Source organism: Mycobacterium sp. 5-140-3-2 (genome assembly GCF_035666375.1).
GTDB classification, from domain to species: Bacteria; Actinomycetota; Actinomycetes; order Mycobacteriales; family Mycobacteriaceae; genus Mycobacterium; species Mycobacterium intracellulare.
On the sequence record NZ_CP142025.1, the window covers coordinates 289022 to 313101 of the forward strand.

Genomic DNA, 24080 nt, shown 5'->3' on the forward strand with positions numbered 1-24080 from the left:
AGGCGCGTCGGCGCGAGCGTTGCAACTAGTCATAAACGCGGTGAGAACCCCGGCAGCGACAGCGAGCGTCCTACTGATCATTTCTGGTCCTATCGGCGGGTAGATTAGCGGTTTGCGTTTACCTGGAATTGCCGAGTGTTGTACGGGGTGTTGGTCGTTGTGTTCCATTGACTTACGAACAGATTCAGCTTATCCAGCGTGGATCCAGGCAGGATATACCCACCGTAGTTCTGGGGTACAAAGTTTGGCCCCTGCGGATTGCTCTGCTGTGCAACAACTGTCGGCCCGACGCTCAACACTTTAGTGGGTTCATCCACCACCCGAACTTCGACATTTCCAGTGCCCTGATTGAAACCCGACAGCACCGCCTTGCCGTCGACCTCCCTGAAACTGAGTTCGCCGAAGGGTGTGCGGCTTATCGGAGCGGTGGCGACTCCGCCGGCTTGGCCCCAGCCGGTTCCGTTCCAGGGCTGCCAACTGCCGCGATTGAACACTTTGTCAGGATCCGCGCGGTACATGGTGATGCCTCGGCTGCGGTCGAAGGAATCAGCGGCGATGTAGACTTTGCCGTCCGAGCCCTTATAGCCGCTGATCTGGGTGGGCGCCTCTCCCGCGGCGCGATACGAGCCTGGCACCATTGTCCACCCTTTGCCCGGGTCACCGTTGACTTCGACCAGCCACGAAGCCGCCGGCTTAAGGTTCCCCGTCGTGCCGGTCACCATCATGTACGTTTTGTCGCCCAGGGTGATCGTTCCGGCTGGCAACGTGTCGCTGATTCCGGCCTTGACCGCCTCCGACGGCATTGTGAAGAGCTCGCGGCCACTATTCTCAGGGCCCGTTAGTGGCGCACCAAAATGCGGACGCCCGTCGGCGTCGAAGGTCACCGGTACGGCCACAGATCGATAGTGTTCGCCCTCACCGACTTTGTTGCCGGAGAACGAATCCCCAAAAATCGCGAGATATTTTCCCGGCTGTCCGGGGATCTCGACCACTTCTCCTAAGTCCGCCGCCCCGATACCCGGGATGCCGGGAATGCCGCCGGTACCGGCGATCGGCCCGAGGTCTCTCACCTCACCCGGTTTCAGCGGGCTTTCGATCCACTCGTCTACAGCTTTCGGTGGGTCGTAACCGTCGGTATGCAGGGCACCCATGGCTCTACGGAGAGTGTCGGAGTACCCGTTGCGAATTGACGTCATTTGTTTGACGGCATCGCGGACGTCGTCCACGGCATCGGCGTGCGCGTCGTCGTACAGTCTCAACAGCTTCTGGCGTTCCGACTCGGGCAGATGGGAGGCCAATTCCTTCTTGATCGCGGTCATGAGGCTGTCGAGGCCTCGGAGCTCACTGTCCAGCAGGGCGATCTCTCGAGCTCCTTGTTTCTGCGCGTCGGCCAACGCGGCGGCGATCGTTTCCAATTCAGCACCGATCTTCGGCAGCTGCTCGGACTGCGCACCGAGCATTTTGGTCACCCGCTGCACTTCGTCAGAATCGTTGATGGGGTGGCCACCATCCTGATGGTTCCAGGCGGCGGCGAACCGTTTTCGCGCTTGCTCGAATGCATGGTCGGCTTCGGCGGTGTGTCGACCCGCGCCATGAAAGGCCTCCGCCAACTGCGAAATCTGTAACGGGCTACCGGCCTGCAAGCTCTGGTTGATCGCCCACGGATCGCCGCCGGCCGACGCGATCAGTTCCGCTTCGCTCAGGTTTGACAGCGTCATGGCGTCGCGGGCAGATGGCCAACACCGACGATCATCGCCGCCCCCTTCTGAGCTGGCATAAACGCTACTACTGGCAGCGCGACGGCGATCGTTGAATGGTCAAAGCCCAGGCGGGCTGGTTGGCCCGCTTCTGCTTGTCAGGCCTGGCTTCCGGCCAGCTTCCGGACGGTCAAAACCTCGATGTCTTGGAACGGACGTCCCTCGGGCCGGATCAAGTCGTGGAACCACACCTTCGGAACCGTCGTGGCCGGGTGATCCCACGTTTCCCAGGGGAAGTAGGTCTGGGTCTTGCCGGCAACCAGGCCCCAGTTGATCGCGCCGACGTTGTGGCGTTTGGCGACGGGCAGGATGCTCTGTACGGTGCTGCCCCGGGGCCGAGCCATGTATTCCGTGCACAGGATCGGCCGGCCCATCGGCGTCAGCTCGTTGATGCGCGACTCGAACCCGGCGGGCTCAGCGTAGGAATGGAAGGTGACCACGTCGGAGTTGGCGAGCTGGATGTCGCTGATTGCGCTGCGGCCCTGGGGTTGTCCCCAGTCGCCCCGCCACACTCCACTCGTGAGCGGCTGGCTCGGATCCACCGCGCGCGCCCACCGAAACACCTGGGGGAGCAGGTCGGCGACGAGTTGCTCCTTATCGCTTCTTTCGGTGTTGCGGTATTGGCGTGCCGGGTTGTCGGGTTCATTCCAGAGGTCCCAGCCCAAAACCCGGTTGTCGTTACGGAATTGGGTCATCACCGCGGTGACGTAGTCGCGCATCACCGGGACGTAGCGGGGGTCGCCGAGGCGCTCGGCACCCGGGCTCTGCGCCCAGCCCGAGTTGTGCACACCGGGGCGCGGCGCGCGCTGTCGACCCGCGCGGGGTTGCGGATCCCAGCAGGAGTCGAAGAAGACAAACAGCGGTTTGATGTGATGACGGGCCGCGATGTCGACGAATTGCCCTAGGCGCGTTTGGAACCCGCGCTGGTCGGCGGCCCACAGCTGATCATGGAGGAAGACCCGCGCGGTGTTGTGGCCATAGAACTGAGCCCAGCCGAGCTCGGTGTCGATGCGCCGCGGGTCGAAGGTATCGGCCTGAAACATCTCGAACTGGTTGATGGCGCTCGCGGGAATGTAGTTTGCTCCGACGAGCCAGCCCTGCGCCTGATACCACCGGTTGGCGCGATCGGGGGACCACCGGCCCGCCTCCTCCGCGGAGGCCCTGGGTACCCGGGTAACTGCGGCGCCCGCCGCCAACAGCAGAGGGAGTTTCAGGGCCGTTCGTCGTTCCACGATGTGACGATAAGTTTCCGGGGCGATTTCCCTGGGATTTGCTCAGCGCGTCGCGAGAGCTTGAGATAACAATTGTTCCCGCACCGTAATCGGGGTCGCCGAAGTCGGCACCCACCCGCCATCGTGACCAATCCGTAACCATCGACTCCGGCGCGCCCCGGGCCGTCGTGCATGCCGGCCGGGTTAAAATGTCCCCGACTGTACGCCAAAACCGTTGCAGGCCAACCGAACCCGATAGCCCTCTTATATGGAGGGCCTAGCGCAGCTTGCGGCCGTGGTTGTCTTTGACGCTGCCGGTGAAGATCAGGATCGCGTCGACGATCGCCCAGATGATCCCGCCGAGCAGGACCGGGAATCCCAGAAAACAGAACAGGCTGAACACAATTCCGAACAGCCCCACGCACAGCTGGGCCACGGCGATCTGAGTCGAGTCGATGTAAAAGCGGCCGACACCGAACAGGCCGAGGAAGAGCTGAAGCAAGCCGGCGGTGGTGGCGGACTTATCCGACAGGGGCAGCCCGGTAACGGGATCACGGCCGAACGGCGCCTGCGGGTCGACGTAGCCCGGGTACCCGCCATAGCCCGGATAGCCCGGGTACCCGGGGTAACCCTGCGGCGACGGATACCCCGGCGGTGGCGGAGGCGGGCCCTGCGGATTCGGCTGCGGACCGTAACCGGGCGGCTGCCATCCCCACGGTGGTTCATCGGCGGGATTTCCGGGCGGGTTGGGCGGCGTCGACATCGATTCGAGTTAACACGCCCGCCGTCCGGCCGTCCACATCGGGCTCCAAGGCGCCGGCGCGGAAAATCCTTGGGCGCAGTCGGCAAATTGCTTCAAACTTCACCACCGCGAGAGCAATACTGGACGGGTGCCTGATCGAAATGTGCTGGGCGGTCCGCTGGAACCGTGCGGCACAGACCCGCTGACCGGTTTCTACCGCGACGGCTGTTGCTCAACCGGGCCTCAGGACCTTGGACGGCACACCATTTGCGCGGTGATGACCGCCGAGTTCCTGGAGCACCAGCGCTCCATTGGCAACGACCTGTTGACGCCGGTTCCCGAGTATCGGTTCCCGGGCCTGCTGCCCGGCGACCGCTGGTGCGTGACCGCGCTGAATTGGCTGCGGGCTCACCACGACGGGTGTGCGGCGCCGGTGGTGCTGGCATCCACGCACGAGAGCACCCTCGAGGTGGTCCCCCTGGAGGCGCTGCAGGCGCACAAGATCGACGTGCCCGACGATCTGGCCAACCTGTAGCCGGGTGACCGCTGGCCGGGATGGTGGGTGAACCACGGAATAGCGCCGCGTCTAGCCTCGGTGTCATCTTTCTCACCTGACGCGTCGAAGAGGGGTTGCGGTGGGTTCTGCGGTTGACGACATCGACTTCGACGACCTGACCGCGCCCCGGCTGACCGACGTCCAGCGCCAGATCCTGGAGTTCACCGAGGCCAAGCGCGTCGACCTCGACGTCGACCGGATGCTCGCGGAGGCCGTCGAACAGACCGGCCTAAAGACCGCAGCCGCCGATCTTGACGACGCCGACGGCTTCGCTGACCGGCTGCGCGCGCACGTCGCGGCGATCGAAGCCGACGATGGCCTGCGCCAGCTCACCCGCGGTTCGCTGCGGCAGCGGATCGTCCGCCTGCTGCGTAACCGGCTGTCGCTCACCGAGCTGATCACGCGGTACCCCGAGATCGAATCCATCCCGATCGAGAGGCCTTTCATCGTGGTCGGGATGCCGCGGTCGGGCACCACGCACCTGGTGAATCTCATTGCCGCCGACCCGCGCAGGCGCGCGCTGCCGTACTGGGAGAGCCAGGATCCCATCCCCGCTCTTGGGCAGGGGCCCGACGTGTTCGGCGTGGACCCCCGTTACGCGCGAGCCAAAGCAGAACACGAAGCGCTGATGGCCAGCGCGCCCGTGGTGGCCGCCATGCATGACCGCTTCCCCGAGGCGATCGAGGAGGAGGTGGAACTCCTCGACCTCGATCTGGCCTCCTATGTCCTGGAATGGCATGCGCGGGTGCCGGATTGGCGCGACTACTACCTGAGCCTCGACCAAACCCGCCACTACTCCTACATGCGCAAGGTGCTGCAGGCGCTGACCTTTCTGCGGGGTCCGCGCACGTGGGTCCTCAAGAGTCCGCAGCACTGCGAGCAGCTCGGCCCGTTGATGGCGACGTTCCCCGACGCGACGGTGGCTTTCACGCACCGCGACCCGGTCGCGGTGATCCAATCGGCGATCACAATGATGGCCTACTCGGATCGGCTGCGCCGCAACAGCATTGATCCGCAGTGGCTGCTGGAATATTGGAGCGATCGCGTGCATCGTCTGCTGAGCGCATGCGTGCGTGACCGCGACCTGGTGGACACCGAACGCAGCATCGACGTCAACTTTCATCAGCTGGGTGGCAACGAGATGCCGGTGCTCGAGCGGCTGTATCACTGCGGCGGTGTCGAATTGCCGCAGCAGGTGCGCGACGGCTTCCAGCGCTACCTGGACGGCAATCCACGCGGCAAGCACGGCCGCATCCATTACGAACTGCAACGGCACTTCGGCGTCTCCGCCGACGAACTCCGCGGCCGTTTCGGCTTCTATTTCGACAAGTTCGACGTCCGACCCGAATAAAGGAGTCAGCAGCGATGACCGAACCCGTCTATCGCGGCAGGCCCGGAGCCGACGCGATGCGCCCGGCGTCCGCGGAGAAGGCGGATGAGATCGCCCCGGGATTGTGGTGCTCGCCCGGGCTGTCCAACTCGTACCTGCTCACCACCGCGCAGGGCCGGGTGATCGTCAACACCGGCATGGGTTTCGAGGGGCCGGTGCATCGCGCCAACTTCGACGCCGTGGACTCATCGCCGGTGCGTTACATCATCTTCACCCAGGGCCACGTCGACCATGTCGGCGGCCTGGACAGCGTGCGCGACCCCGACACGACCGTTGTCGCGCAAGCGAACTGGACGACGTGGCGAGACGACAACGAACGACTGATCCCCTACCGCGCCAGCCGCAGCGCGTTCGCGTTCAAAGACACGCTGGCCGACGGCATCCAAGCCATCCAACGGCGCCTGGGGACCGCGCAGCTGGCGGGCCAGAGCGTGCCCGTCGTCGACCTCGACTTCGAGGACACGCTGACGCTGGAGCTCGGCGGCCGGCGGATGGAACTGATCTCGGTGCCCGGTGGGGAGACCACCGACTCGCTGGTGGTCTGGCTCCCCGAGGAGCGAGTCTGCCTGTGCGGAAACACCTTCGGCCCCCTGTTCGGGCACATCCCCAACCTCGTCACCATGCGGGGCGACCGCTACCGGGACGCGTTGACGGCCATTGCCTCGGTGGAACGGGTCCGCGACCTGCACCCCGAGCTGCTCGTGACGGGTCACTTCGCGCCCGTCGCGGGGGCCGAGCGCATCAACGCCGAGCTGACCCGGCTGCGCAACGCCATCCAGTACATCCACGATCAGACGGTCGCCGGAATGAATGCCGGAAAGGATGTCCGCACCCTGATGCGCGAGATCACGTTGCCCGCGGAATACGAAGTGGGCCAGGGCTATGGGAAGGTCGCCTGGGACGTGCGGGCCGTCTGGGAGAACTACTCGGGCTGGTTCCACCACGAGTCGACCACCGAGCTGTACCCGGTCGGATTCGACGCCGTCGCGGCCGACGTGGTCGAGTTGGCCGGCGCCGATGCGCTCCTGGATCGCGCCCGGGCGCACCTGGCCGCCGATCGGGCACTGCACGCCATCCACCTCGCCCAGCTCGTGCCCGCCGAGCATTCGGGGGCTCGCGATGTGCTCCGGCAGGCGCATGAAAAGCTTCTCGCAAGCAGCACGAACTTCTGGGAAAGCGCGTGGCTGCGCAACCAGATTGCGAGGAACTCATAGCATGTTGCTGACGGTCCTGCGCTTCAATTTCGCCTCGCCGCAGGGGGATCCGCGCGTGCAGGGCGAACTGCTGTCCGCAGCGCTCGAACTGGCGCAGTGGGGTGAGTCGCACGGCATCACGTCGATCAGTGTCGACGAGCATCACGCGACCGGGCACGGGTGGAGCTGCAACCCGATCATGGCCGCGGCGATGTTCTTGGCCCGCACCTCGACACTGATCGCCAGCGTCGATTGCGCGTTGGGCCCGCTGTGGAACCCCGTCCGCCTTGCCGAAGACATCGCGCTCGTCGACAACATGAGCCGCGGCCGGCTGCACACCACGGTGGGCCTGGGATACCGCACGGTCGAATACGATGCGCTGGGAGCCGATTTCACGCGACGTGGCGCGCTGATGGACGGCCTGCTCGAGCGGATGCTGGCGGTGTGGTCCGACATTGGCACGTGGACCCGGCCGCATCCACCGCTGTACGTCGGCGGTGGCGCGCGTGCCACCGCGCGCCGCGCCGCCCGGTTCCGGCTGCCGCTCAGCCTGGCCGATCACCTGCCCGAGATCGCCGCCTACTACCGCGAGCTGTGCGCCGAGGCCGGCATGGCGCCGTTCATTCTCATGCCGGGACCGATCAACCGCGGAATGATCTACCTGCACGAGGACCCCGAGCGGGCGTGGGCGGAACTGGGCGACCACATCCTGTGGGAGGCAGTCACTTACGGCGGATGGTCCACCGATCAACGCTCGCTCATGCACCTTCCGGGTGTGCAGACCCTGGATCAGGTCAGGGCATCGGGGCGATACCGCTTCCTGACTCCAGATCAGCTGATCTCGGAGGTGCGCGAGGCGCAGAACTACGGGCCGCTCGTCATGCACCCCCTGGTCGGTGGCATGCCGGTCGACGAAGCGTGGAAATCGGTGCAATTGCTCACCGACAAGGTGCTGCCCGCGCTGGCGGGCTAGACGTCGCGGCGCTGCTCGAGCCAGTCGGCCAGCGAGCGGCCGGCATCCAAGACGTGCCGCTCGGCGATCGCACGGGCGCGTTCGGCGTCCTTGTCGCCCAGCGCATCGAGGAGCTGTTGATGTTCGTCGAGCGAATGCTTTTCGTGCTCGGGGAAAAGCGTGAGGAAGTTGCTCGGCACCACGCGCGCGACCTGCTTGATCTGGTTCAGCAGGCGAGGGGAGTGCGCCGCGCGATGGATCATCTGATGGAAATGCCAGTTGGCCTCTCCGATGGAGTCGTCACCGGATCGCGCGACCACGTCGGCGGCGAGTTCCCTGAGCGTGGCGAGTTCGGCGGGCTCGATCCGCTCGGCGGCCCACGCCGCGGCCTGCCCGGTCAGCACGCCGAGAATCGTGAAGCTGTCCAGGACGTCGCCCGGGCTGATGCCGACCACCGTCACCCCGCTGCGCGGGGCGACCTGAACCAGGCCCTCGAACGACAGCTCCAGCAACGCCTCGCGCACCGGCGTGCGGCTGGTCGCGAATTCCTCGGTGATGGCGTCGAGATCGACCCGGGAGCCGGCCGGCAGCACGCCGGTCAGAATGCGGTCGCGAAGCTCCCGGGCGGCGCGCTCTCGGACCGTCCCGGAGATGTCGATCCCTGAGGTCGAAGCCACCTGGGCATAATACCAAACGACAGATCTAGCATTTGATATCTGAAATATCAGATGTTACGTTTCAAGCATGCGCACCGACAAAATGGCCCTCGTGGCCTTCATGCAGGCCGGCAGCACCTCGGTCTACGCGGGCTCGTGGCGGCACCCCGCGACCGAACACCGGTACCTGGACGCGTCCTACTACGCGAAGATCGGCCGCCAGCTCGAAGAGGGTTGCTTCGACCTGATGTTCTTCGACGACCGCTTGGCCATGCCCGGCGTCTACGGCGGATCGGTAGGCGAGGCCGTGCATTACGGCGCCCGCCCGGTCAAGCTGGACCTCAGTGTGATTCTCGGGGTGCTGGCGCAGGCCACGTCGAAGATCGGGCTGGGCGCCACCTACTCGACCACCTACTACCAGCCGTTCCACGTGGCGCGCACGTTCGCCTCGCTCGACCACCTGTCGGGCGGCCGCGCGGCGTGGAACGTGGTCACCTCCGTCAACGACAGCGAGGCGCAGAACTTCGGGGTCGACGCCCACCTCGGTCACGACGAACGGTACGACCGCGCCGACGAATTCATGGACGTGGTGACCGGCCTGTGGGACACCTGGGAGGACGAAGCCGTCCTGCACGACCGGGCTTCCGGGCAGTTCGCCGACCCCAGCAAGGTGCACGAGCTGGGACACGTCGGCCAGTTCTTCTCCGCCCGTGGACCGTTGACGGTGCCGCGGACCCCGCAGGGCCGCCCGGTCATCATCCAGGCCGGATCGTCGGGCCGCGGCCGCGAATTCGCTTCTCGGTGGGCCGAATTGATCTTCACCGGCGACCCGGGCATCGAGGTCGCACGCAACCACTACGCCGATCAAAAGGACCGCATCGCCGACGCGGGCCGCGATCCGGCCGCCGTGCGCATCTGCCCCATGGCCTACGCGGTGGTGGGCGAATCCGAGGCCCACGCCAAGGATCGCGAGGCCATGTTCCTCAACGACCTCGTGCATCCGATGGCGTCGCTGACGCTGCTGTCCGAGCTGATGAACTACGACTTCGCGCAACACGATCTCGACGACCCGGTGACCGACGAACTGCTCGCCTCGGTCTCCGGCATCCGCGGCCTGGTGCAGAACCTGCGCACCCATATCGGCGGGGACACGGTCACCTTGCGCGACCTCGCCAACCATCGCGCCACACTGCTGCAGGGGCCGCGCTTCGTCGGCACCGGCGAACAGGTCGCCGATCAGATGGCCGACTGGTTCGAAAGCGGCGCGTGTGACGGATTCGTCTTGGCCGCAACGCATCTGCCCGGTGCATTCGAGGACGTCGTGCGCATGGTGGTGCCGGAGCTGCAGCGCCGCGGCCTGTTCCGCACGGAATACGAATCCTCCACGCTGCGCGGCCATCTCGGGCTGCAGCGTCCGTCGAACAGCCGGGTGGCCGCCGGTGCCCATGCTTGACGGGCTGCGGGTGCTCGACCTCGCCACGTTGGCCGCCGCGCCGCTGGTGGCCACCTATCTCGGGGAGTTCGGCGCCGACGTGATCAAGGTCGAAGAACCGCGCCACGGCGACCCGATCCGCGGCTGGGGCAACCAGCGCGACGGTGTCGGCCTGATGTGGAAGTCGATCGCGCGCAACAAGCGGTCGATCACGCTCGACTTGCGGTGCGCCGAAGGGCAGGAGCTGGTGCGCCGCCTGGTGGAGCACGCCGATGTCGCCATCTTCAACACCCGCCCCCAGACCTTGCGCAAGTGGGGCCTCGACTACGAGAGCCTGCGCGCGGTCAACGAGCGGATCGTGATGCTGCACATCACCGGGTACGGGCTGAGCGGGCCGAAGAGCGAGCGCCCCGGGTTCGGCACGCTGGGCGAGGCGATGAGCGGGTTCGCGCACATCACGGGTCAGGCCGGCGCGCCGCCGACGCTGCCGCCGTTCATGTTGGCCGACGGCGTCGCGTCGCTGAACGCCGCGTACGCGGTGATGATGGCGCTGTATCACCGCGACGTGCACGGCGGGCCCGGACAACTGATCGACGTCAACCTGATCGACCCGCTGGCCCGGCTGCTGGAACAGACGCTGCTGGGCTATGACCAGTTGGGCCTGGTGCCCGAGCGGGCCGGCAACCGGTGGGACATTTCGGCGCCGCGCAACACCTATCGCACCGCGGACGGCAAGTGGCTGGCCATGTCCGGCAGTTCGCCGGCGTTGGCGCTGCGGGTGTTCCGGGCGATCGGCCGCCACGATCTGCTGGACGACGCCGACTTCTCCGACCCGCAGCGACGGTTGGCGCGGGCCCGCGAGGTCGACGCCGTGGTCGCCGATTGGGTTGCCACCAAAACACTTTCGGAGGCGATGGACGCCTTCGAAGCGCACGAGGTGGCCGCCGCGCCGGTCTATGACATCAGCGACCTGGTCGCCGACGAACAGCTGGCGCATCGTGGGGTGTTCATTTCCGTCGACGACCCACAACTCGGACCCATGACGGTGCAGGCCCCCGTGCCGCGGTTCTCGTCAGCCCCCGGCACGGTCGGGCATCTAGGGCCGCGCCTCGGCGAGCACAACACCGAGGTATACGGGGATCTGCTCGGCATGAGCCACGACGAAATCGACGACCTGCGCGCCCGTGGCGTGTTGTGACAGAAGGAAATTGAAACGATGACGAATCTTCTCCGCCGCTCCGAGCTCGCGGTGCCCGCCTGCAGCGACAACATGTTCGACAAGGCGGCCGGGTGCGGTGCCGACCTGGTGTTCCTCGACCTCGAGGACGCCACGCCCGCCGCGTTCAAGGAGGAATCGCGCGGCAAGGCGATCAGCGCGCTCAACGACCTGGACTGGGGCCGCACCGTGCGGGCGGTGCGGATCAACGGCCTGGACACCCGGTGGTGCCACGACGACGTCATCGAGGTGGTGACCAGGGCCGGCCGCAACCTCGACACCATCATCATCCCCAAGGCCCGCACCGCCCGCGACGTGTGGTGGGTGGACGTCCTGCTCACCCAGCTGGAATCAAAATTGAACCTGGACAGGCGGATCCGGCTCGAGGTGCTGATCGAAGAGGTCGAAGGTTTGGCCAACGCCGAAGAGATCGCGGCGGCGAGCGATCGCCTGGACGCCCTGATCTTCGGGGTGGGCGACTTCTCGCTGTCACAGGGCGCGCGGGTGGACACCAACTTCGTCCCGCTGGGCGAGTATCCGGGCGAGTTCTGGGCCTACGCGCGCAACAAGGTGATCGTCGCCGCGCGCATCGCGGGCATCGACGCGATCGACGCGCCGTACCCCGACTACCGCGACCTCGCCGGGTATGAGCGCGACGCCCGGCGCGCGTCGCTGCTCGGCTACACCGGGAAGTGGGCCATCCACCCCGACCAGGTTCCGGTCGCCAACGAGGTCTACGCCCCGACCGCCGACGAGATCGCCCGCGCCGAAGCCAACGTCGCCGCCTACCGGGAGGCCGAGGCCAAGGGCCGGGGAGCCGTCGGGGTGAACGGCGTCCTGGTCGACGCCGCCCACGTCAAGCAGGCGGAGCAGACGCTGGCGCGCGCGGCCCTGATCAAGGCCAGGCACGTTTGATGGCGGCGACCCGCTGCGCCCCGCTACGGCCTATAGCGGCGACCCGCTGCGCCCGGCTACGGCCTATAGCGGCGACCCGCTGCGCCCGGCTACGGCCTATAGCGGCGACCCGCTGCGCCCGGCTACGCCGCGCTTGCGATCGCCGCGGCCGCGCTTGCGATCGCCGCGGCCGCGCTTGCGATCGCCGCTGATATGTGAGTCATTTTGTCAAGGGGCAGGGTGAAGCGGCGGCCGCAACCGTCGTCGAGGCCGCCGCTTCGTTGACCAGATGAGCGTTGAGGTGTCGAGCGTGTCGTGTCGACGCGTGTCAGTCTGATATACGCGGGTTGGTTACCGCAGGACGGGACTTTCGAGTCGGAGCGGTCCGCTTGTCTAGATGTCGAGCGTGATCGGTTGTGGTGCAACGTGATTGCTCATAGCGGCGACGCGGGTCACTCCAAGACGCTTGCCGACATCTGCTTGCTCATCTGGACGTTTGTGGGCCGCTTAGTCCTCGAGGACGGCCAGCGACCAGCACCATCCGGCCAGCTCACGCGCGATCGCGGCGTTGGCCACCACGGAGCGTTTCTTGCGCTCATCGAATCGCATCCAGCGTTCATGCAGGCGCCGGTTGCCGGCCTGGCCGCGGGCGCGGGCGGCTGGGGATGCGGCATCCCAGCGGCGGCGCATCACCGCGCCGGGCCGGTAGGGGGCTCGGTGATGCCAGGCGGCTTCGATGAGCAGGCGGCGGGCATGACCATTGCCGGTCTTGGTCACCGCGCCCTGGGTTCGCGTCGCTCCTGAGGAGTACTCGCTTGGCACCAGCCCCAGATAGGCGCCGATACTGCGCCCGGTCAGCCGAGACCAGTCCCCGATCTCGACGGCCAGCCCGAACGCGGTCAGCGTGGACACCCCGCGCAGACACCCCAGCCGGGTCACCACCGGGGTGAACCGCGAATCAGCGGCCATCTCGGCGATCGCGGTATCGAGGCGCTCCCGGCGCTCGAGGGTGGCCAGCATCGCGTCGAAAGCGGTGTCGTAGGCCAGCTGCAGCGCGGCACTGTCGAACCGCTGCCGACGCAACCACCGCTGATGCTCACGGATCCAGGCTCGTCCACCGCAATAGACGATCCCCTGGCGCAACAACAGTTTCGACAGTCGATGCCGAGCAGACATCAAATCCCCACGGACATCCTCGCGGGCCCGCACCAAATCCCGCGCCGCTTCCTGCTCGATGCTGGGAACCGTCACTTCGGTGATCTGGCCCAGATGCAACAACCGCGCCAGATGCGCGGCGTCGCGGGCATCGGTTTTGACTCGGTCACCCGTCGGGCGAATCAACTTCGATGGCGCAGCCACCACACAGGCGATGCCCGCGGCATCCAACGCCCGGGCTAACCCGAACCCGGTCGGACCCGCCTCATAGGTCACCGCCACCGGGCCCGGAAGATCCCTTAGCCATGCTGCGATCTCACCACGGTCGGGGGTCAACCGCCGCTCGAATACCTCCCCGGTATCCCCATCCAACCCACACCCGACCACCGATCGGGCGTGCACATCCAACCCAACACTCGTACGCTGAATCTTCACTGGGGCCTCCATCCACATCTGTGGCTCTACTGGCCAGGACCAACTTCCTGACAGCAACCCACGTTCACATGTGGCGAGGCCCCAGCCTCCTCATACCGTCTAGTCGATCACCACCAGGAGGTCGCCGCCCTCGACTTGTGCGGTGCGCGACACCGCGATTCGCGCGACCTTGCCGGCCTTGGGGGTGGTGACGGCGGCCTCCATCTTCATGGCCTCGATCGTCGCGATCGTCTGGCCGGCCTCGACCTCCTCGCCGACCTCGGCGGTGACCGTGACGACGCCGGCAAAGGGGGCGGCGACGTGATCGGGATTGGCGCGGTCGGCCTTCTCGGCGGCCGGGACGTCGGTGGCGATGCTGCGGTCGCGCACCACGACGGGCCGCAGCTGACCGTTGAGGATGCACATCACGGTGCGCATGCCGCGTTCGTCGGGGTCGGAGATGGCCTCCAACCCGATCAGCAGCTCCACACCGCGCTCCAGCTCCACGCGATGCTCGTCCCCCTGGCGCAGCCCGTAGAAGAACTGGTTGGCGCTCAATCCGGAGGTGTCGCCGTAGGCCTCGCGGTGGTCCTCGAGCTCTCTGGCCGGCCCGGGGAACAGCAGCCGGTTCAGCGCCGCCTGCCGTTCGGCGCCCGGTGTGGCCAACGCCTTTTCATCGTCGGCCGTCAGCGGCTGCTCGGGCTTGGCCGGGCCGCGGCCGTCTAACGCCTTGGTACGCAACGGCTCCGGCCAGCCGCCGGGCGGATCGCCGAGTTCGCCGCGCAGGAACCCGATCACCGAATCCGGGATGTCATAGCGCGCGGGATCTTCGGCGAAGTCTTGCGCGCTGACGCCGGCCCCGACCAGCGCCAGCGCCAGGTCGCCGACCACCTTGCTCGACGGCGTGACCTTGACGAGGTGCCCGAGGATGGCGTCGGCGCCGGCGTAGGCGTTTTCGATGTCCTCGAACCGGTCGCCGAGCCCCAGCGCGATGGCCTGCTGGCGCAGGTTCGACAGTTGGCCACCGGGGATCTCGTGGTGGTAGACGCGGCCCGTCGGGGACGGCAGCCCGGATTCGAACGGCGCGTACACCTTTCGCAGCGCCTCCCAGTACGGTTCCAGGTCGCACACCGCCGGCAGCGACAACCCGGTGTCGTAGTCGGTGTTGGCGGCGGCGGCCACGATCGATGACAGCGCGGGCTGGCTGGTGGTCCCCGCGAGCGGGGCAGCGGCACCGTCGACGGCGTCGGCCCCCGCGTGCCAGGCCGCCACGTAGCTCGCGAGTTGTCCGCCCGGGGTGTCGTGGGTATGCACGTGCACCGGCAGGTCGAACCGGGATTTGAGCGCCGAGACCAGCGTCGCGGCGGCCGGCGCGCGTAACAACCCGGCCATGTCCTTGATCGCCAGGACGTGCGCGCCCGCTTCGACGATCTGTTCGGCCAACTTGAGGTAATAGTCGAGCGTGTAAAGCTTTTCGGCCGGATCGCTGAGATCCCCGGTGTAGGACATCGCCACCTCGGCCACCGCCGCCCCGGTGTCGCGCACCGCGTCGATGGCCGGGCGCATCGAGTCGACGTTGTTCAACGCGTCGAAGATCCGGAAGATGTCGATGCCGGTGGCCGTCGCCTCCTCGACGAACGCCGTCGTCACCGTCTCCGGATAGGGCGTGTAGCCGACGGTGTTGCGTCCGCGCAGCAGCATCTGCAGGCAGATGTTGGGCATCGCCTCCCGCAGCGCCGCCAGCCGCTCCCAGGGGTCCTCCTTCAAGAACCGCAGCGCCACATCGTAAGTTGCGCCGCCCCAGCACTCCACCGACAACAGTTGCGGCATGGTCCGCGCGAGGTAGGGCGCGACCTTGATCAGGCCGCTGGTGCGGACGCGGGTCGCCAGCAGCGACTGGTGCGCGTCGCGGAACGTGGTGTCCGTGACGGCGACGCCGCGCGACTCGCGGAGCCAGGCCGCGAATCGCTGGGGTCCGAGTTCGGTCAGACGCTGCTTGGAGCCCGCGGGTGGGTCGGTCGACAGGTCGATGTCGGGCAGCTTGTCGTGCGGGTACACCGTTGACGGGCGCTCACCGTGGGGCTTGTTGACGGTGACGTCGGCCAGGTAGTTGAGGATCTTGGTGCCGCGGTCGGCCGAGCTGCGCGCGGTGAGCAGCTGCGGGCGTTCCTCGATGAACGACGTGGTGATGCGCCCGGCCTGGAAGTCGGGGTCGTCCAGGACCGCTTGCAGGAAGGGGATATTCGTCGACACACCGCGGATGCGGAACTCCGCGACCGCCCGCCGGGCGCGGCGCACCGCGGTGGGGAAGTCGCGGCCCCGGCAACTGAGCTTGATCAGCATCGAGTCGAAATGCGCGCTGATCTCCGCGCCCAGGGTGGTGCCGCCGTCCAGTCGTATTCCCGCGCCGCCCGGGGTGCGGTAGGCGGTGATGCGGCCGGTGTCCGGGCGGAAACCGTTCGCCGGGTCTTCGGTGGTGATGCGGCATTGCAGCGCCGCGCCGTGCGGGACGATCGAACCCTGGTGCAGGCCAATCTCTTCCAGCGTTTGACCGGACGCGATGCGCAGCTGGGCGGACACCAGGTCGACGTCGGTGATCTCCTCGGTCACCGTGTGCTCCACCTGGATGCGGGGATTCATCTCGATGAACACGTGATTGCCGCGTTCGTCGAGCAAGAACTCGACCGTGCCCGCGCAGGTGTAGCCGATGCTTTGCGCGAACGCCACCGCGTCGGCGCAAATACGTTCGCGCAGTTGTGGATCCAGGTTCGGCGCCGGGGCGATCTCGATCACCTTCTGGTGCCGCCGCTGCACGCTGCAGTCCCGTTCGTAGAGGTGGATCACGTTGCCGTGGTTGTCCGCCAGGATCTGGACCTCGATGTGGCGCGGGTTGATCACCGCCTGTTCGAGAAACACCGAGGCATCCCCGAAGGCGGATTCGGCCTCCCGGCTGGCCGCCTCGATCGCCTCCGGCAGCGCCGCGGGGTCGGTGACCCGGCGCATCCCGCGGCCGCCACCACCGGCGACCGCCTTGACGAACAGCGGAAATGTCATCGACTCGGCGGCTGTCACCAGCTCGTCCACCGATGTCGAGGGCGCCGAGGACGCCAGCACCGGCAGGCCCGCCGCCCGCGCCGCCGCGATCGCGCGCGCCTTGTTGCCGGTGAGCTCGAGCACCTCGGCGCTCGGGCCGACGAACGTGATGCCCGCGGCCGCGCACGCCGCCGCCAGGTCCGGGTTCTCGGACAGGAACCCGTAGCCCGGGTAGATGGCGTCCGCCCCGCACGCCTGCGCCGTGGCGACGATGTCGTCGACCGACAGGTAGGCGCGGACCGGGTGGCCCTCCTCACCGATCTGGTACGACTCGTCGGCCTTGAGCCGGTGCACCGAATTGCGGTCCTCGTAGGGGTAGACCGCCACGGTGGCCATTTCCAGTTCGTAGGCGGCGCGGAAGGCGCGGATCGCGATCTCACCGCGATTGGCGACCAGGACTTTCGTCAACACGGTACTTACGATAGAGCGCGTTGCGGCGGTCCGACATACTCGCTCAGCGGACGGATCAACGCGTTCGACGCGGTCTGCTCGATGATGTGCGCCGTCCATCCGGTGATCCGGCTCATCACGAAAATCGGGGTGAAAGCCCCGATGTCGAAGCCCATCAGGTAATAGGCCGGGCCGGTGGGAAAGTCCAGGTTCGGCTTGATGCCATTGGCTTGGGCCATCCCCTTTTCCAGGACCTCGTAGATGTCAAGCCACCTCTGACCGTCGCGCGCCGCGGCGACGCGCGTGAGCGCCGCCTTCATGGTCGGCACCCGGGAGTCGCCGTTCTTGTAGACGCGGTGACCGAAGCCCATGATCTTGTCTTTGCGATCCAGCTTGCCAGACAACCACTCCGAAGCCCGTTCGGCGCTTCCGATTTCGATCATGTCGTGCATGACCGCTTCGTTGGCCCCGCCGTGCAGCGAGCCCTTGAGCGCACCGATGGCGGCCGTGACCGCGCTGTAGATGTCGGACTGGGTCGAGGTGACCACGCGCGCGGCGAAGGTGGAGGCGTTGAAGCTGTGCTCGGCGTAGAGCACCATCGACTGTTCGAACGCGTCGACGATCACCTGCTCGGGGACGTCGCCGAAGCACATGTGCAAGAAATTCTGGGCGTAGCTCATGTGGCTGTGGGGCGCGATGGGTTCCAGTCCGCGCCGGCGGCGCATGTCGGCCGCGACGACGGTGGGCAGCACCGCGAACATCCGCAAGGCCTTGGCGTAGTTGGCCCCCGGGCTGTTGTCGTCCTCATCGGGATCTTCGGCGCCCATCGAGCTGACGAAGGTGCGCACGACGTCCATGGGGTGGCAGGTGTCGGGCAACTTGGTCAGCAGCGACAACTGGGACCGGTTCAGCCGACGCGCCGCTCGTTCCCGCTGGGTGAACAGCGCCAGCTGCTGCTCGTCGGGCAACTCGCCGTGCCACAGCAGGTAGGCGACCTGCTCGAAGCTGCACGTGGCCGCGAGGTCCTGCACGGCGTACCCGCGGTAGGTCAGCGAGTTGGTCTCCGGGACGACCTTGGAGATGGCGGTGGTGTCGACGACGACGCCGGCCAGGCCTTTGTAAATGCGGGGCTTGTTGTCTTCGACGGTGCTCATGGCGCGACTCCTTGGACGGAAAAGTTGTAGAGGTCGGAATCGAATTGGGTGTAATCGGCGTAGCGCAGCAGTTCGTAGAGGCGGCTGCGGTGCTGCATCCGCTCGGTCAGGCCGGATTGTGTTCCGGTCTCGGCGATTTCGCGAAGGCCCGCCTCGACGGCGTGCATGGCCAGCCGCAGCGTGGTGACGGGGTAGATCACCACGTTGTAGCCGATGTCGGACAGCTGTTGGGTGGTCAGCAGCGGCGACTTGCCGAACTCGGTCATGTTGGCCAGCAAGGGTGTGTCCACCGCGGTGCGGAACCGCTCGAATTCCGTTGGGCTGCCCAAGGCTTCGGTGAAGATCAGGTCCGCACCCGCGTCGGCGTAGGCCTTGGCGCGCTCGATCGCCGCCCCCACCCCCTCGATGCCGGCGGCATCGGTGCGGGCGCAGACGATGAAATTCGGGTCGCGGCGCGCGGAGACGGCGGCCCGCAGCCGTTTGATCATCTCGCCGGCCGGCACCACGGCCTTGCCGTCGAGATGCCCGCAGCGCTTGGGGTTTTCCTGGTCCTCCAGGTGGCAGCCCGCCAGGCCGGCGTCCTCGAGCACCGTCACGGTACGCGCCGCGCTCATCGGCTCACCGAAGCCGGTGTCGGCGTCGATCAGGGTGGGCAGGTCGCTCACCCCCGCGATCTGGGCGCCTCGCCCGCTGACCTCGGTCAGGGTGGTCAGGCCGATGTCGGGCAGGCCGAGGTCGGCCGAAAGCGCCGCGCCCGACACGTACACGCCGTCGAACCCGAGCTCGGCGACGAGCTTGGCCACCAGTGGTGAGAAGGCGCCCGGGAACCGTTGCAGCCGACCGCTCTCCAGCGCGTCGCGGAACCGCGCCCGCTTGTCGGTCGCCGGAACGGCCCCGCCGATCAGCCCGCCCATCAGAAAATCCCCGGCCCGATCGCGGGCGCCTTGTCGAGAATCAGCGGAGCGACCGTGATGTTGAGCGCGCCCAAAGCGCCCGCCTGCAGGTCCGCCAGGGCTTCGGCCGCCGACAGGAACCGCTGCTGCTCGCCCTCGCCGACCACGCCCTCGGCCAGCTCGGTGAACTTCCCGACGTACTGCTTGCGCTCGAATGGCCGCGCCCCCAGCGGATGAGCGTCGGCGACGGCGAGCTCGTCGACGATGACCTCGCCGTTCTTGAGGGTGACCTCCGCGCGCGCGCCGAACGCCTTCTCCGCCGGATCGGTCGAGTGGTAGCGCCGGGTCCATTCGGGATCCTCGACCGTCGAGATCTTGTGCCACAGCTCGACGGTGTCGGGGCGACGCGCCCGCTGCGGCGCATACGAGCGCTCGTGATGCCAGGTGCCGTCCTGCAGCGCGACCGCGAAGATGTACATCACCGAGTGATCCAGCGTCTCGCGCGAAGCGTCGGGATCGAACTTCTGCGGATCGCCCGACCCGGTGCCGATCACGTAGTGGGTGTGATGGCTGGTGTGCAGCACGATGGTCGCGACCTGGTTCAAATCGCCGATCCGTTCGCGCATCCGGCGCGCGAGGTCGATCAGCGCCTGACTCTGATACTCCGCCGAGTGTTCCTTGGTGTAGCTGTCGAGGATGGCGCGCTTGGGCTCGCCGGGCTCGGGCAGCGGGACGTGATAGGTGTGCTCGGGCCCCGAAAGCAGCCAGCCGATCACGCCGTCCTCGCCCTCCCAGATCGGGGCCGGCGCGCCCTCACCGCGCATGGCGCGGTCGACGGCCTCGATGGCGACCTTGCCCGCCCAGGCGGGCGCGTACGCCTTCCAGCTCGAGATCAGGCCCTTGCGCGACTGCCGGGTCGACGTCGTCAGGTGCAGCGCCTGGCCGATCGCCTGATAGATGGTCTCTTTGTCCAGGCCCAACATCGTGCCCAGGCCGGCTGCCACCGACGGGCCCAGGTGCGCGACGTGGTCAATCTTGTGCTCGTGCAGGCAGATTCCCTTGACCAGGTCGATCTGGATCTCGTAGCCGGTCGCGATGCCCCGGATCAGGTCGGCGCCGCCGATCCCCAGGTGCTGCGCCACCGCCACCAGGGCGGGAATGTTGTCACCGGGATGCGAGTACTCGGCGGCCAGAAACGTGTCGTGGAAATCCAATTCGCGCACCGCGACGCCGTTGGCCCAGGCCGCCCACTCCGGGGAGTAGTCGCCCTCGATCCCGAAAACCTTGGCGCCCTTGGCCGCGGCGGGGTGCGCCCGCGCCTGAGCCCGCGCGACCGCCACCGGCCGGCGGAGCAGCGAGGCGGCCGAGACGGCGGCGTTGTCGATGATGCGGTTGATCACCATCGCCTCGACGTCGGCGGGCACGGCGACCAGGTCGGCCGCGACCTCGGCGATCTTCCACGCGAGGTGTTCACTGCGGGGGAAGTCGTCGGCGCTACGACGGGTTCGAACATCATGAATGCGCATAACTCGCACAGTACGCAGGGCTGAAGTCGGCGTAAATCCCCTGTAAAAGCGTAATCTTGTGTCCTTGTCCGCGGCAGTTTGCGAATCTTGTGAAAGGAGTTGGGCGTACGGTGGGTTCCGTGGCGAAGACGTTCGCCGGCGCGCGGCTACGGCGATTGCGCGAGGAACTGGGGCTGACCCAGGTGGCGCTGGCCCGCGTCCTGGGGCTGTCGACCAGCTACGTCAACCAGCTGGAAAACGACCAGCGCCCGATCACCGTGCCGGTACTGCTCACGCTCACCGAACGATTCGACCTGCCGAGCCAGTACTTCGCGCCGGAGTCCGACGCCCGCTTGATCTCCGACCTGCGGGAGGTGCTCGCCGAGGCGCCCGCGACGGCCGGGCAGGTCGAGGAGCTCGTCGCCCGCATGCCCGCGATCGGTCAGACCCTGGTCAACCTGCACAGGCGGCTGCACGACACGACGGCCGACCTGGAGGCCCTGCACAGTCGCGCGAATTCGGAAGTCTCGGACGCGTCGTCGCTGTCCCAGCAGCCGATGCCGTTCGAAGAGGTTCGCGATTTCTTCTACGACCGCAAGAACTACATCGGCGAACTGGATCTCGCGGCCGAAGAGCTGTTCACCAAGAACCACTTGCGAATCGGCGGACTCGACGGCCAGCTCGCGGAGCTGCTCGCCGAACAGCTCGGCGTCTCGGTGGTGATCGACGACGGTCAGGTGTTGGATCCCAACTCCAAACGCCGGTTTGCGCCCGAATCGAAAACCCTGTACCTGGCTCGGTGGCTGCATCCGGGCCAGCGTGCCTTTCAACTCGCCACCCAGATCGCCCTGCTCACCCAGGCCAAGTTGATCACCGGGATCATCGCCGGCGACGACCAGCTCAGCGACGACGCCCGCAGCGTGGCGCGCATCGGGCTGGCCAACTATTTCGCCGGCGCCCTGCTGCTTCCCTACCTGAGATTCCTCGAGGCCGCCGAGGACGTCCGCTACGACATCGACCAGCTGGCAAGGCGATTCGAGGTGGGATTCGAAACCATCTGCCACCGGCTGTCCACCCTGCAGCGCCCGAACGCGCGGGGCGTGCCGTTCATCTTCGTCCGCACCGACAGCGCCGGCAACATCTCTAAACGCCAGTCCGCCACCGCTTTTCACTTCTCACGCGTCGGCGGCAACTGTCCGCTGTGGGTGGTCCACCACGCGTTCTCGCGGCCCGGCCAGTTTCTGACCCAAGTCGCGCAGATGCCCGACGAGCGCACCTACTTCTGGGTCGCGCGAACCACCACGACGGAGCCGAGCCGATACCTCGGCCCGGACAAGAGTTTCGCCATCGGACTGGGGTGTGACGTCGCGCACGCGGAGAAGCTGATCTACTCCGTCGGCATCGATTTGGGCGACGCCGAGTCGATCGTGCCGATCGGCGCCGGCTGCAAGATCTGCGACCGGCCCGCGTGCCCGCAACGCGCGTTCCCATACCTCGGCCATCCGGTGTACGTCGACCCCCACAGCAGCACCGATCTGCCGTATCCGCCGGCGATCACGCCTTGAGCGCGGTCAGGTCGGGCCGGCCGCCGAGGCGCTGAACGGTGGCGCTGGCGGCCGCGGCCGCAAGCTCGCCGGCCTCCGGTGGTGCGGCGCCATCACGCAGCGCGGCGATCAGCCCGGCCACGAACGCGTCGCCCGCGCCGGTCGGATCCACCACGTCGACGTCGGCGAATTCGAAGAGCCGGCTGCCACCGTCCCACGCCACCAGGTCACCGACCTTCGGAACCGCGAGGGCGACCAGTCCCGGACCGCAGGCCAACAGGCGGTCGGCCAGCTCGCGCGCCTGCGCCGCCGTGCCGATCTCCCGGCCCGCGATGAGCGAGGCTTCCGTGGCGTCGGCGCGGATCACGTCGACCGCCGCGAGCAGGTCGGCCCGAATGTGCTCGGCGGGCGCGCCGTCGGCCACGACGCGCAGACCCCGCCGCCGAGCGCGTTGCGCGGCTTCCAACGCGGTGGCCGGCGGCTGCTGCAGCTGAATGGAAACGGTGTCGGCGGTGTCGAACACGGACCGATCGAGGTCGGCGACTTGGATCAGCGAGCTTTCGGGCACGTCTTCGAGGAGCATGCGTTCCGGCGGTTTTGGGACCACATCGATCAACAGCGCCGTGGTGCCGCGACGCGCGACGCCGCCGACGTCGATGCCGTCCCGTTGGGCCTGCGCCAGGATCGACGTCCCCGCGTCGTCGTCACCGGCCACCGCGATGAGGGCGACCGGTACACCCAGCTGCGCCAGGCCGACCGCCTGATTGGCGCCCTTGCCGCCCAGCAGCTCCTTGCGCTGCAGGACCGTGGTGGAATCGTCGGTCGTCGGCGGCCCATCGGTACGCAGCACCAGATCGCGTGCGATCTGGCCGATCACGACAACGCCCATGGGTCCACAGTGCCCGGTCTTGACGGGCACGGCAACGCGATGATCGAGTGAGCCATGCCCAAGGTCGCGGTACTCGACGACTACGCGGGAGTGGCGTTGCGGGTCGCCGACTGGTCGCCCGTGCAGACACGCTCGGAGGTAACCGTTTTCGATCGCCACCTCTCCGAGGACGCGGCCGCCGAAGCGCTGCGGCCGTTCGACGTGGTGTGCACCCTGCGCGAGCGGATGGCGTTTCCGTCGACCCTCATCGCGCGGCTGCCGAACCTGAAACTGATCACCATCGTCGGCAGGAGCCTGCCGAACCTGGACCTGGCCGCCGCCACCGAGCACGGGATCCTGGTCGCTCACTCCGATTTCGCGCATCCCCGATTCAGGGCAATGCGCGATGCGACGCCGGAACTCGCGTGGGGCCTGATGATCGCGACGGTGCGCAATCTCGCCGAAGAGCATCGCAACATGCGCGACGGCGGTTGGCAGAGCGCCGCAGGTATGACGCTGGCGGGCAAGACGCTCGGCCTGCTCGGTCTGGGCAGGGTCGGCAGACGAATGGCCGAGTATGCCAAGGCGTTCGGCATGGACGTGATCGCGTGGAGCCAAAATCTCACCGCGGACACCGCCGCGAGCGTGGGGGCCCGGCGCGTGCAGAAGTCGGAGCTGTTCGCTGCCTCCGACGTGGTCTCCATCCATGTGGTGCTCTCGGAGCGCACCCGGGGGCTGGTCGGCGCGTCCGAGCTGGCCTTGATGCAGCCGCACGCCTACCTGATCAACACGTCGCGGGGTCCGATCGTCGACGAGGCTGCGCTGCTCGCGGCGTTGGAGTCGGGGCGCATCGCCGGTGCCGGGCTGGACGTGTACGACGTCGAACCGCTGCCCGGCGATCACCGGTTGCGGCGGCTGCCGAATGTGACGCTGTCTCCTCACCTGGGGTACGTCACCCGCGAGATGCTCGGCGCCTTCTACTCCGACACCGTGGAGTCAGTGGTGGCATGGCTGGACGGGACGCCCGTTCGGATCGCCAATCCCGAGGTGTTGCACCGACGCTGA

At 67.3% G+C, this 24080-nt stretch carries 19 protein-coding genes; 9 read left to right on the forward strand and 10 right to left on the reverse strand.

Annotation, left to right across the window (positions count from 1 at the left end):
• Positions 1–104: 104 nt before the first annotated feature.
• From P6281_RS01445 to P6281_RS01455, 3 genes are all read right to left on the reverse strand, one after another.
• Entirely contained in the window at positions 105–1718 is a 1614-nt protein-coding gene (locus P6281_RS01445) for a putative alpha/beta hydrolase (RefSeq protein WP_201407360.1), read from the reverse strand.
• A gap of 137 nt (positions 1719–1855) precedes the next feature.
• Positions 1856–2989: a cellulase family glycosylhydrolase gene (locus P6281_RS01450; protein WP_014381647.1), complete on the reverse strand. Its 1134-nt coding sequence runs from the start codon at positions 2987–2989 to the stop codon at positions 1856–1858.
• 256 nt (positions 2990–3245) lie between these two features.
• A complete protein-coding gene (locus tag P6281_RS01455; RefSeq protein WP_008263155.1) occupies positions 3246–3731 on the reverse strand; it encodes an NINE protein in 486 nt (161 codons plus the stop codon).
• Between the two features lie 127 nt (positions 3732–3858).
• On the opposite strand from P6281_RS01455, the gene P6281_RS01460 reads away from it, so the two are divergent.
• The 4 genes from P6281_RS01460 (at position 3859) to P6281_RS01475 (ending at position 7822) form a co-directional block, all read left to right on the forward strand.
• Complete coding sequence (locus P6281_RS01460; RefSeq protein WP_008263157.1) at positions 3859–4245, forward strand: DUF2237 family protein; 387 nt, start codon at positions 3859–3861, stop codon at positions 4243–4245.
• 100 nt (positions 4246–4345) lie between these two features.
• Positions 4346–5617, forward strand: coding sequence for a sulfotransferase family protein (locus P6281_RS01465; protein WP_324738588.1), 1272 nt, complete (start codon positions 4346–4348; stop codon positions 5615–5617).
• Positions 5618–5631: 14 nt separating this feature from the next.
• Entirely contained in the window at positions 5632–6870 is a 1239-nt protein-coding gene (locus P6281_RS01470) for an MBL fold metallo-hydrolase (RefSeq protein ID WP_038534818.1), read from the forward strand.
• Position 6871: 1 nt separating this feature from the next.
• Positions 6872–7822, forward strand: coding sequence for an LLM class flavin-dependent oxidoreductase (locus P6281_RS01475; protein ID WP_008263164.1), 951 nt, complete (start codon positions 6872–6874; stop codon positions 7820–7822).
• On the opposite strand, the gene P6281_RS01480 is transcribed toward P6281_RS01475, so the two are convergent.
• Complete coding sequence (locus P6281_RS01480) at positions 7819–8478, reverse strand: GntR family transcriptional regulator (protein WP_008263165.1); 660 nt, start codon at positions 8476–8478, stop codon at positions 7819–7821. The two genes, P6281_RS01475 and P6281_RS01480, sit on opposite strands and share 4 nt — an antisense overlap.
• Before the next feature lie 67 nt (positions 8479–8545).
• Between P6281_RS01480 and P6281_RS01485 the strand changes: the two genes are divergently transcribed.
• From P6281_RS01485 to P6281_RS01495, 3 genes are read left to right on the forward strand one after another with little or no spacing between them, the layout of a single operon-like run.
• Entirely contained in the window at positions 8546–9910 is a 1365-nt protein-coding gene (locus tag P6281_RS01485) for an LLM class flavin-dependent oxidoreductase (protein WP_042910480.1), read from the forward strand.
• The gene (locus P6281_RS01490) at positions 9903–11087 is read left to right on the forward strand and encodes a CaiB/BaiF CoA transferase family protein (RefSeq protein ID WP_014378888.1); all 1185 of its coding nucleotides are present in this window, start codon (positions 9903–9905) and stop codon (positions 11085–11087) included. The genes P6281_RS01485 and P6281_RS01490 overlap by 8 nt, the downstream gene beginning before the upstream one ends.
• Positions 11088–11105: 18 nt before the next feature.
• Positions 11106–12020: an HpcH/HpaI aldolase/citrate lyase family protein gene (locus P6281_RS01495; protein WP_201358632.1), complete on the forward strand. Its 915-nt coding sequence runs from the start codon at positions 11106–11108 to the stop codon at positions 12018–12020.
• Positions 12021–12506: 486 nt separating this feature from the next.
• Here P6281_RS01495 and P6281_RS01500 read toward each other — a convergent pair whose 3' ends face one another.
• The 5 genes from P6281_RS01500 to prpD all read right to left on the reverse strand — a co-directional run bounded on the left by P6281_RS01500 (position 12507) and on the right by prpD (position 20624).
• The gene (locus P6281_RS01500; protein ID WP_438362663.1) at positions 12507–13589 is read right to left on the reverse strand and encodes an IS110 family transposase; all 1083 of its coding nucleotides are present in this window, start codon (positions 13587–13589) and stop codon (positions 12507–12509) included.
• A 99-nt stretch (positions 13590–13688) separates the two neighbouring features.
• On the reverse strand, positions 13689–17072 hold the full coding sequence (locus P6281_RS01505; RefSeq protein WP_014383661.1) for a pyruvate carboxylase: 3384 nt from the start codon (positions 17070–17072) through the stop codon (positions 13689–13691).
• A gap of 5 nt (positions 17073–17077) precedes the next feature.
• Positions 17078–18205 carry a bifunctional 2-methylcitrate synthase/citrate synthase gene (locus P6281_RS01510; protein ID WP_009956716.1) on the reverse strand — a complete coding sequence of 376 codons (1128 nt, stop codon included), beginning with the start codon at positions 18203–18205 and terminating at the stop codon, positions 17078–17080.
• A complete protein-coding gene (gene prpB / locus P6281_RS01515) occupies positions 18202–19119 on the reverse strand; it encodes a methylisocitrate lyase (RefSeq protein ID WP_014383662.1) in 918 nt (305 codons plus the stop codon). The genes P6281_RS01510 and prpB overlap by 4 nt, the downstream gene beginning before the upstream one ends.
• Positions 19119–20624, reverse strand: a complete 1506-nt coding sequence (gene prpD / locus P6281_RS01520) for a 2-methylcitrate dehydratase PrpD (protein WP_014383663.1) — start codon at positions 20622–20624, stop codon at positions 19119–19121. Before prpD ends, prpB begins: the two co-directional genes overlap by 1 nt.
• 110 nt (positions 20625–20734) lie before the next feature.
• Between prpD and P6281_RS01525 the strand changes: the two genes are divergently transcribed.
• Positions 20735–22168 (forward strand): short-chain fatty acyl-CoA regulator family protein, encoded by a 1434-nt coding sequence (locus tag P6281_RS01525; RefSeq protein WP_139826584.1) that lies wholly within the window; start codon positions 20735–20737, stop codon positions 22166–22168.
• Here the strand turns inward: P6281_RS01525 and P6281_RS01530 are convergent.
• Positions 22158–23036, reverse strand: a complete 879-nt coding sequence (locus P6281_RS01530) for a PfkB family carbohydrate kinase (RefSeq protein WP_014383665.1) — start codon at positions 23034–23036, stop codon at positions 22158–22160. The two genes, P6281_RS01525 and P6281_RS01530, sit on opposite strands and share 11 nt — an antisense overlap.
• 54 nt (positions 23037–23090) lie before the next feature.
• Between P6281_RS01530 and P6281_RS01535 the strand changes: the two genes are divergently transcribed.
• Positions 23091–24080: a D-2-hydroxyacid dehydrogenase family protein gene (locus tag P6281_RS01535; protein ID WP_009956710.1), complete on the forward strand. Its 990-nt coding sequence runs from the start codon at positions 23091–23093 to the stop codon at positions 24078–24080.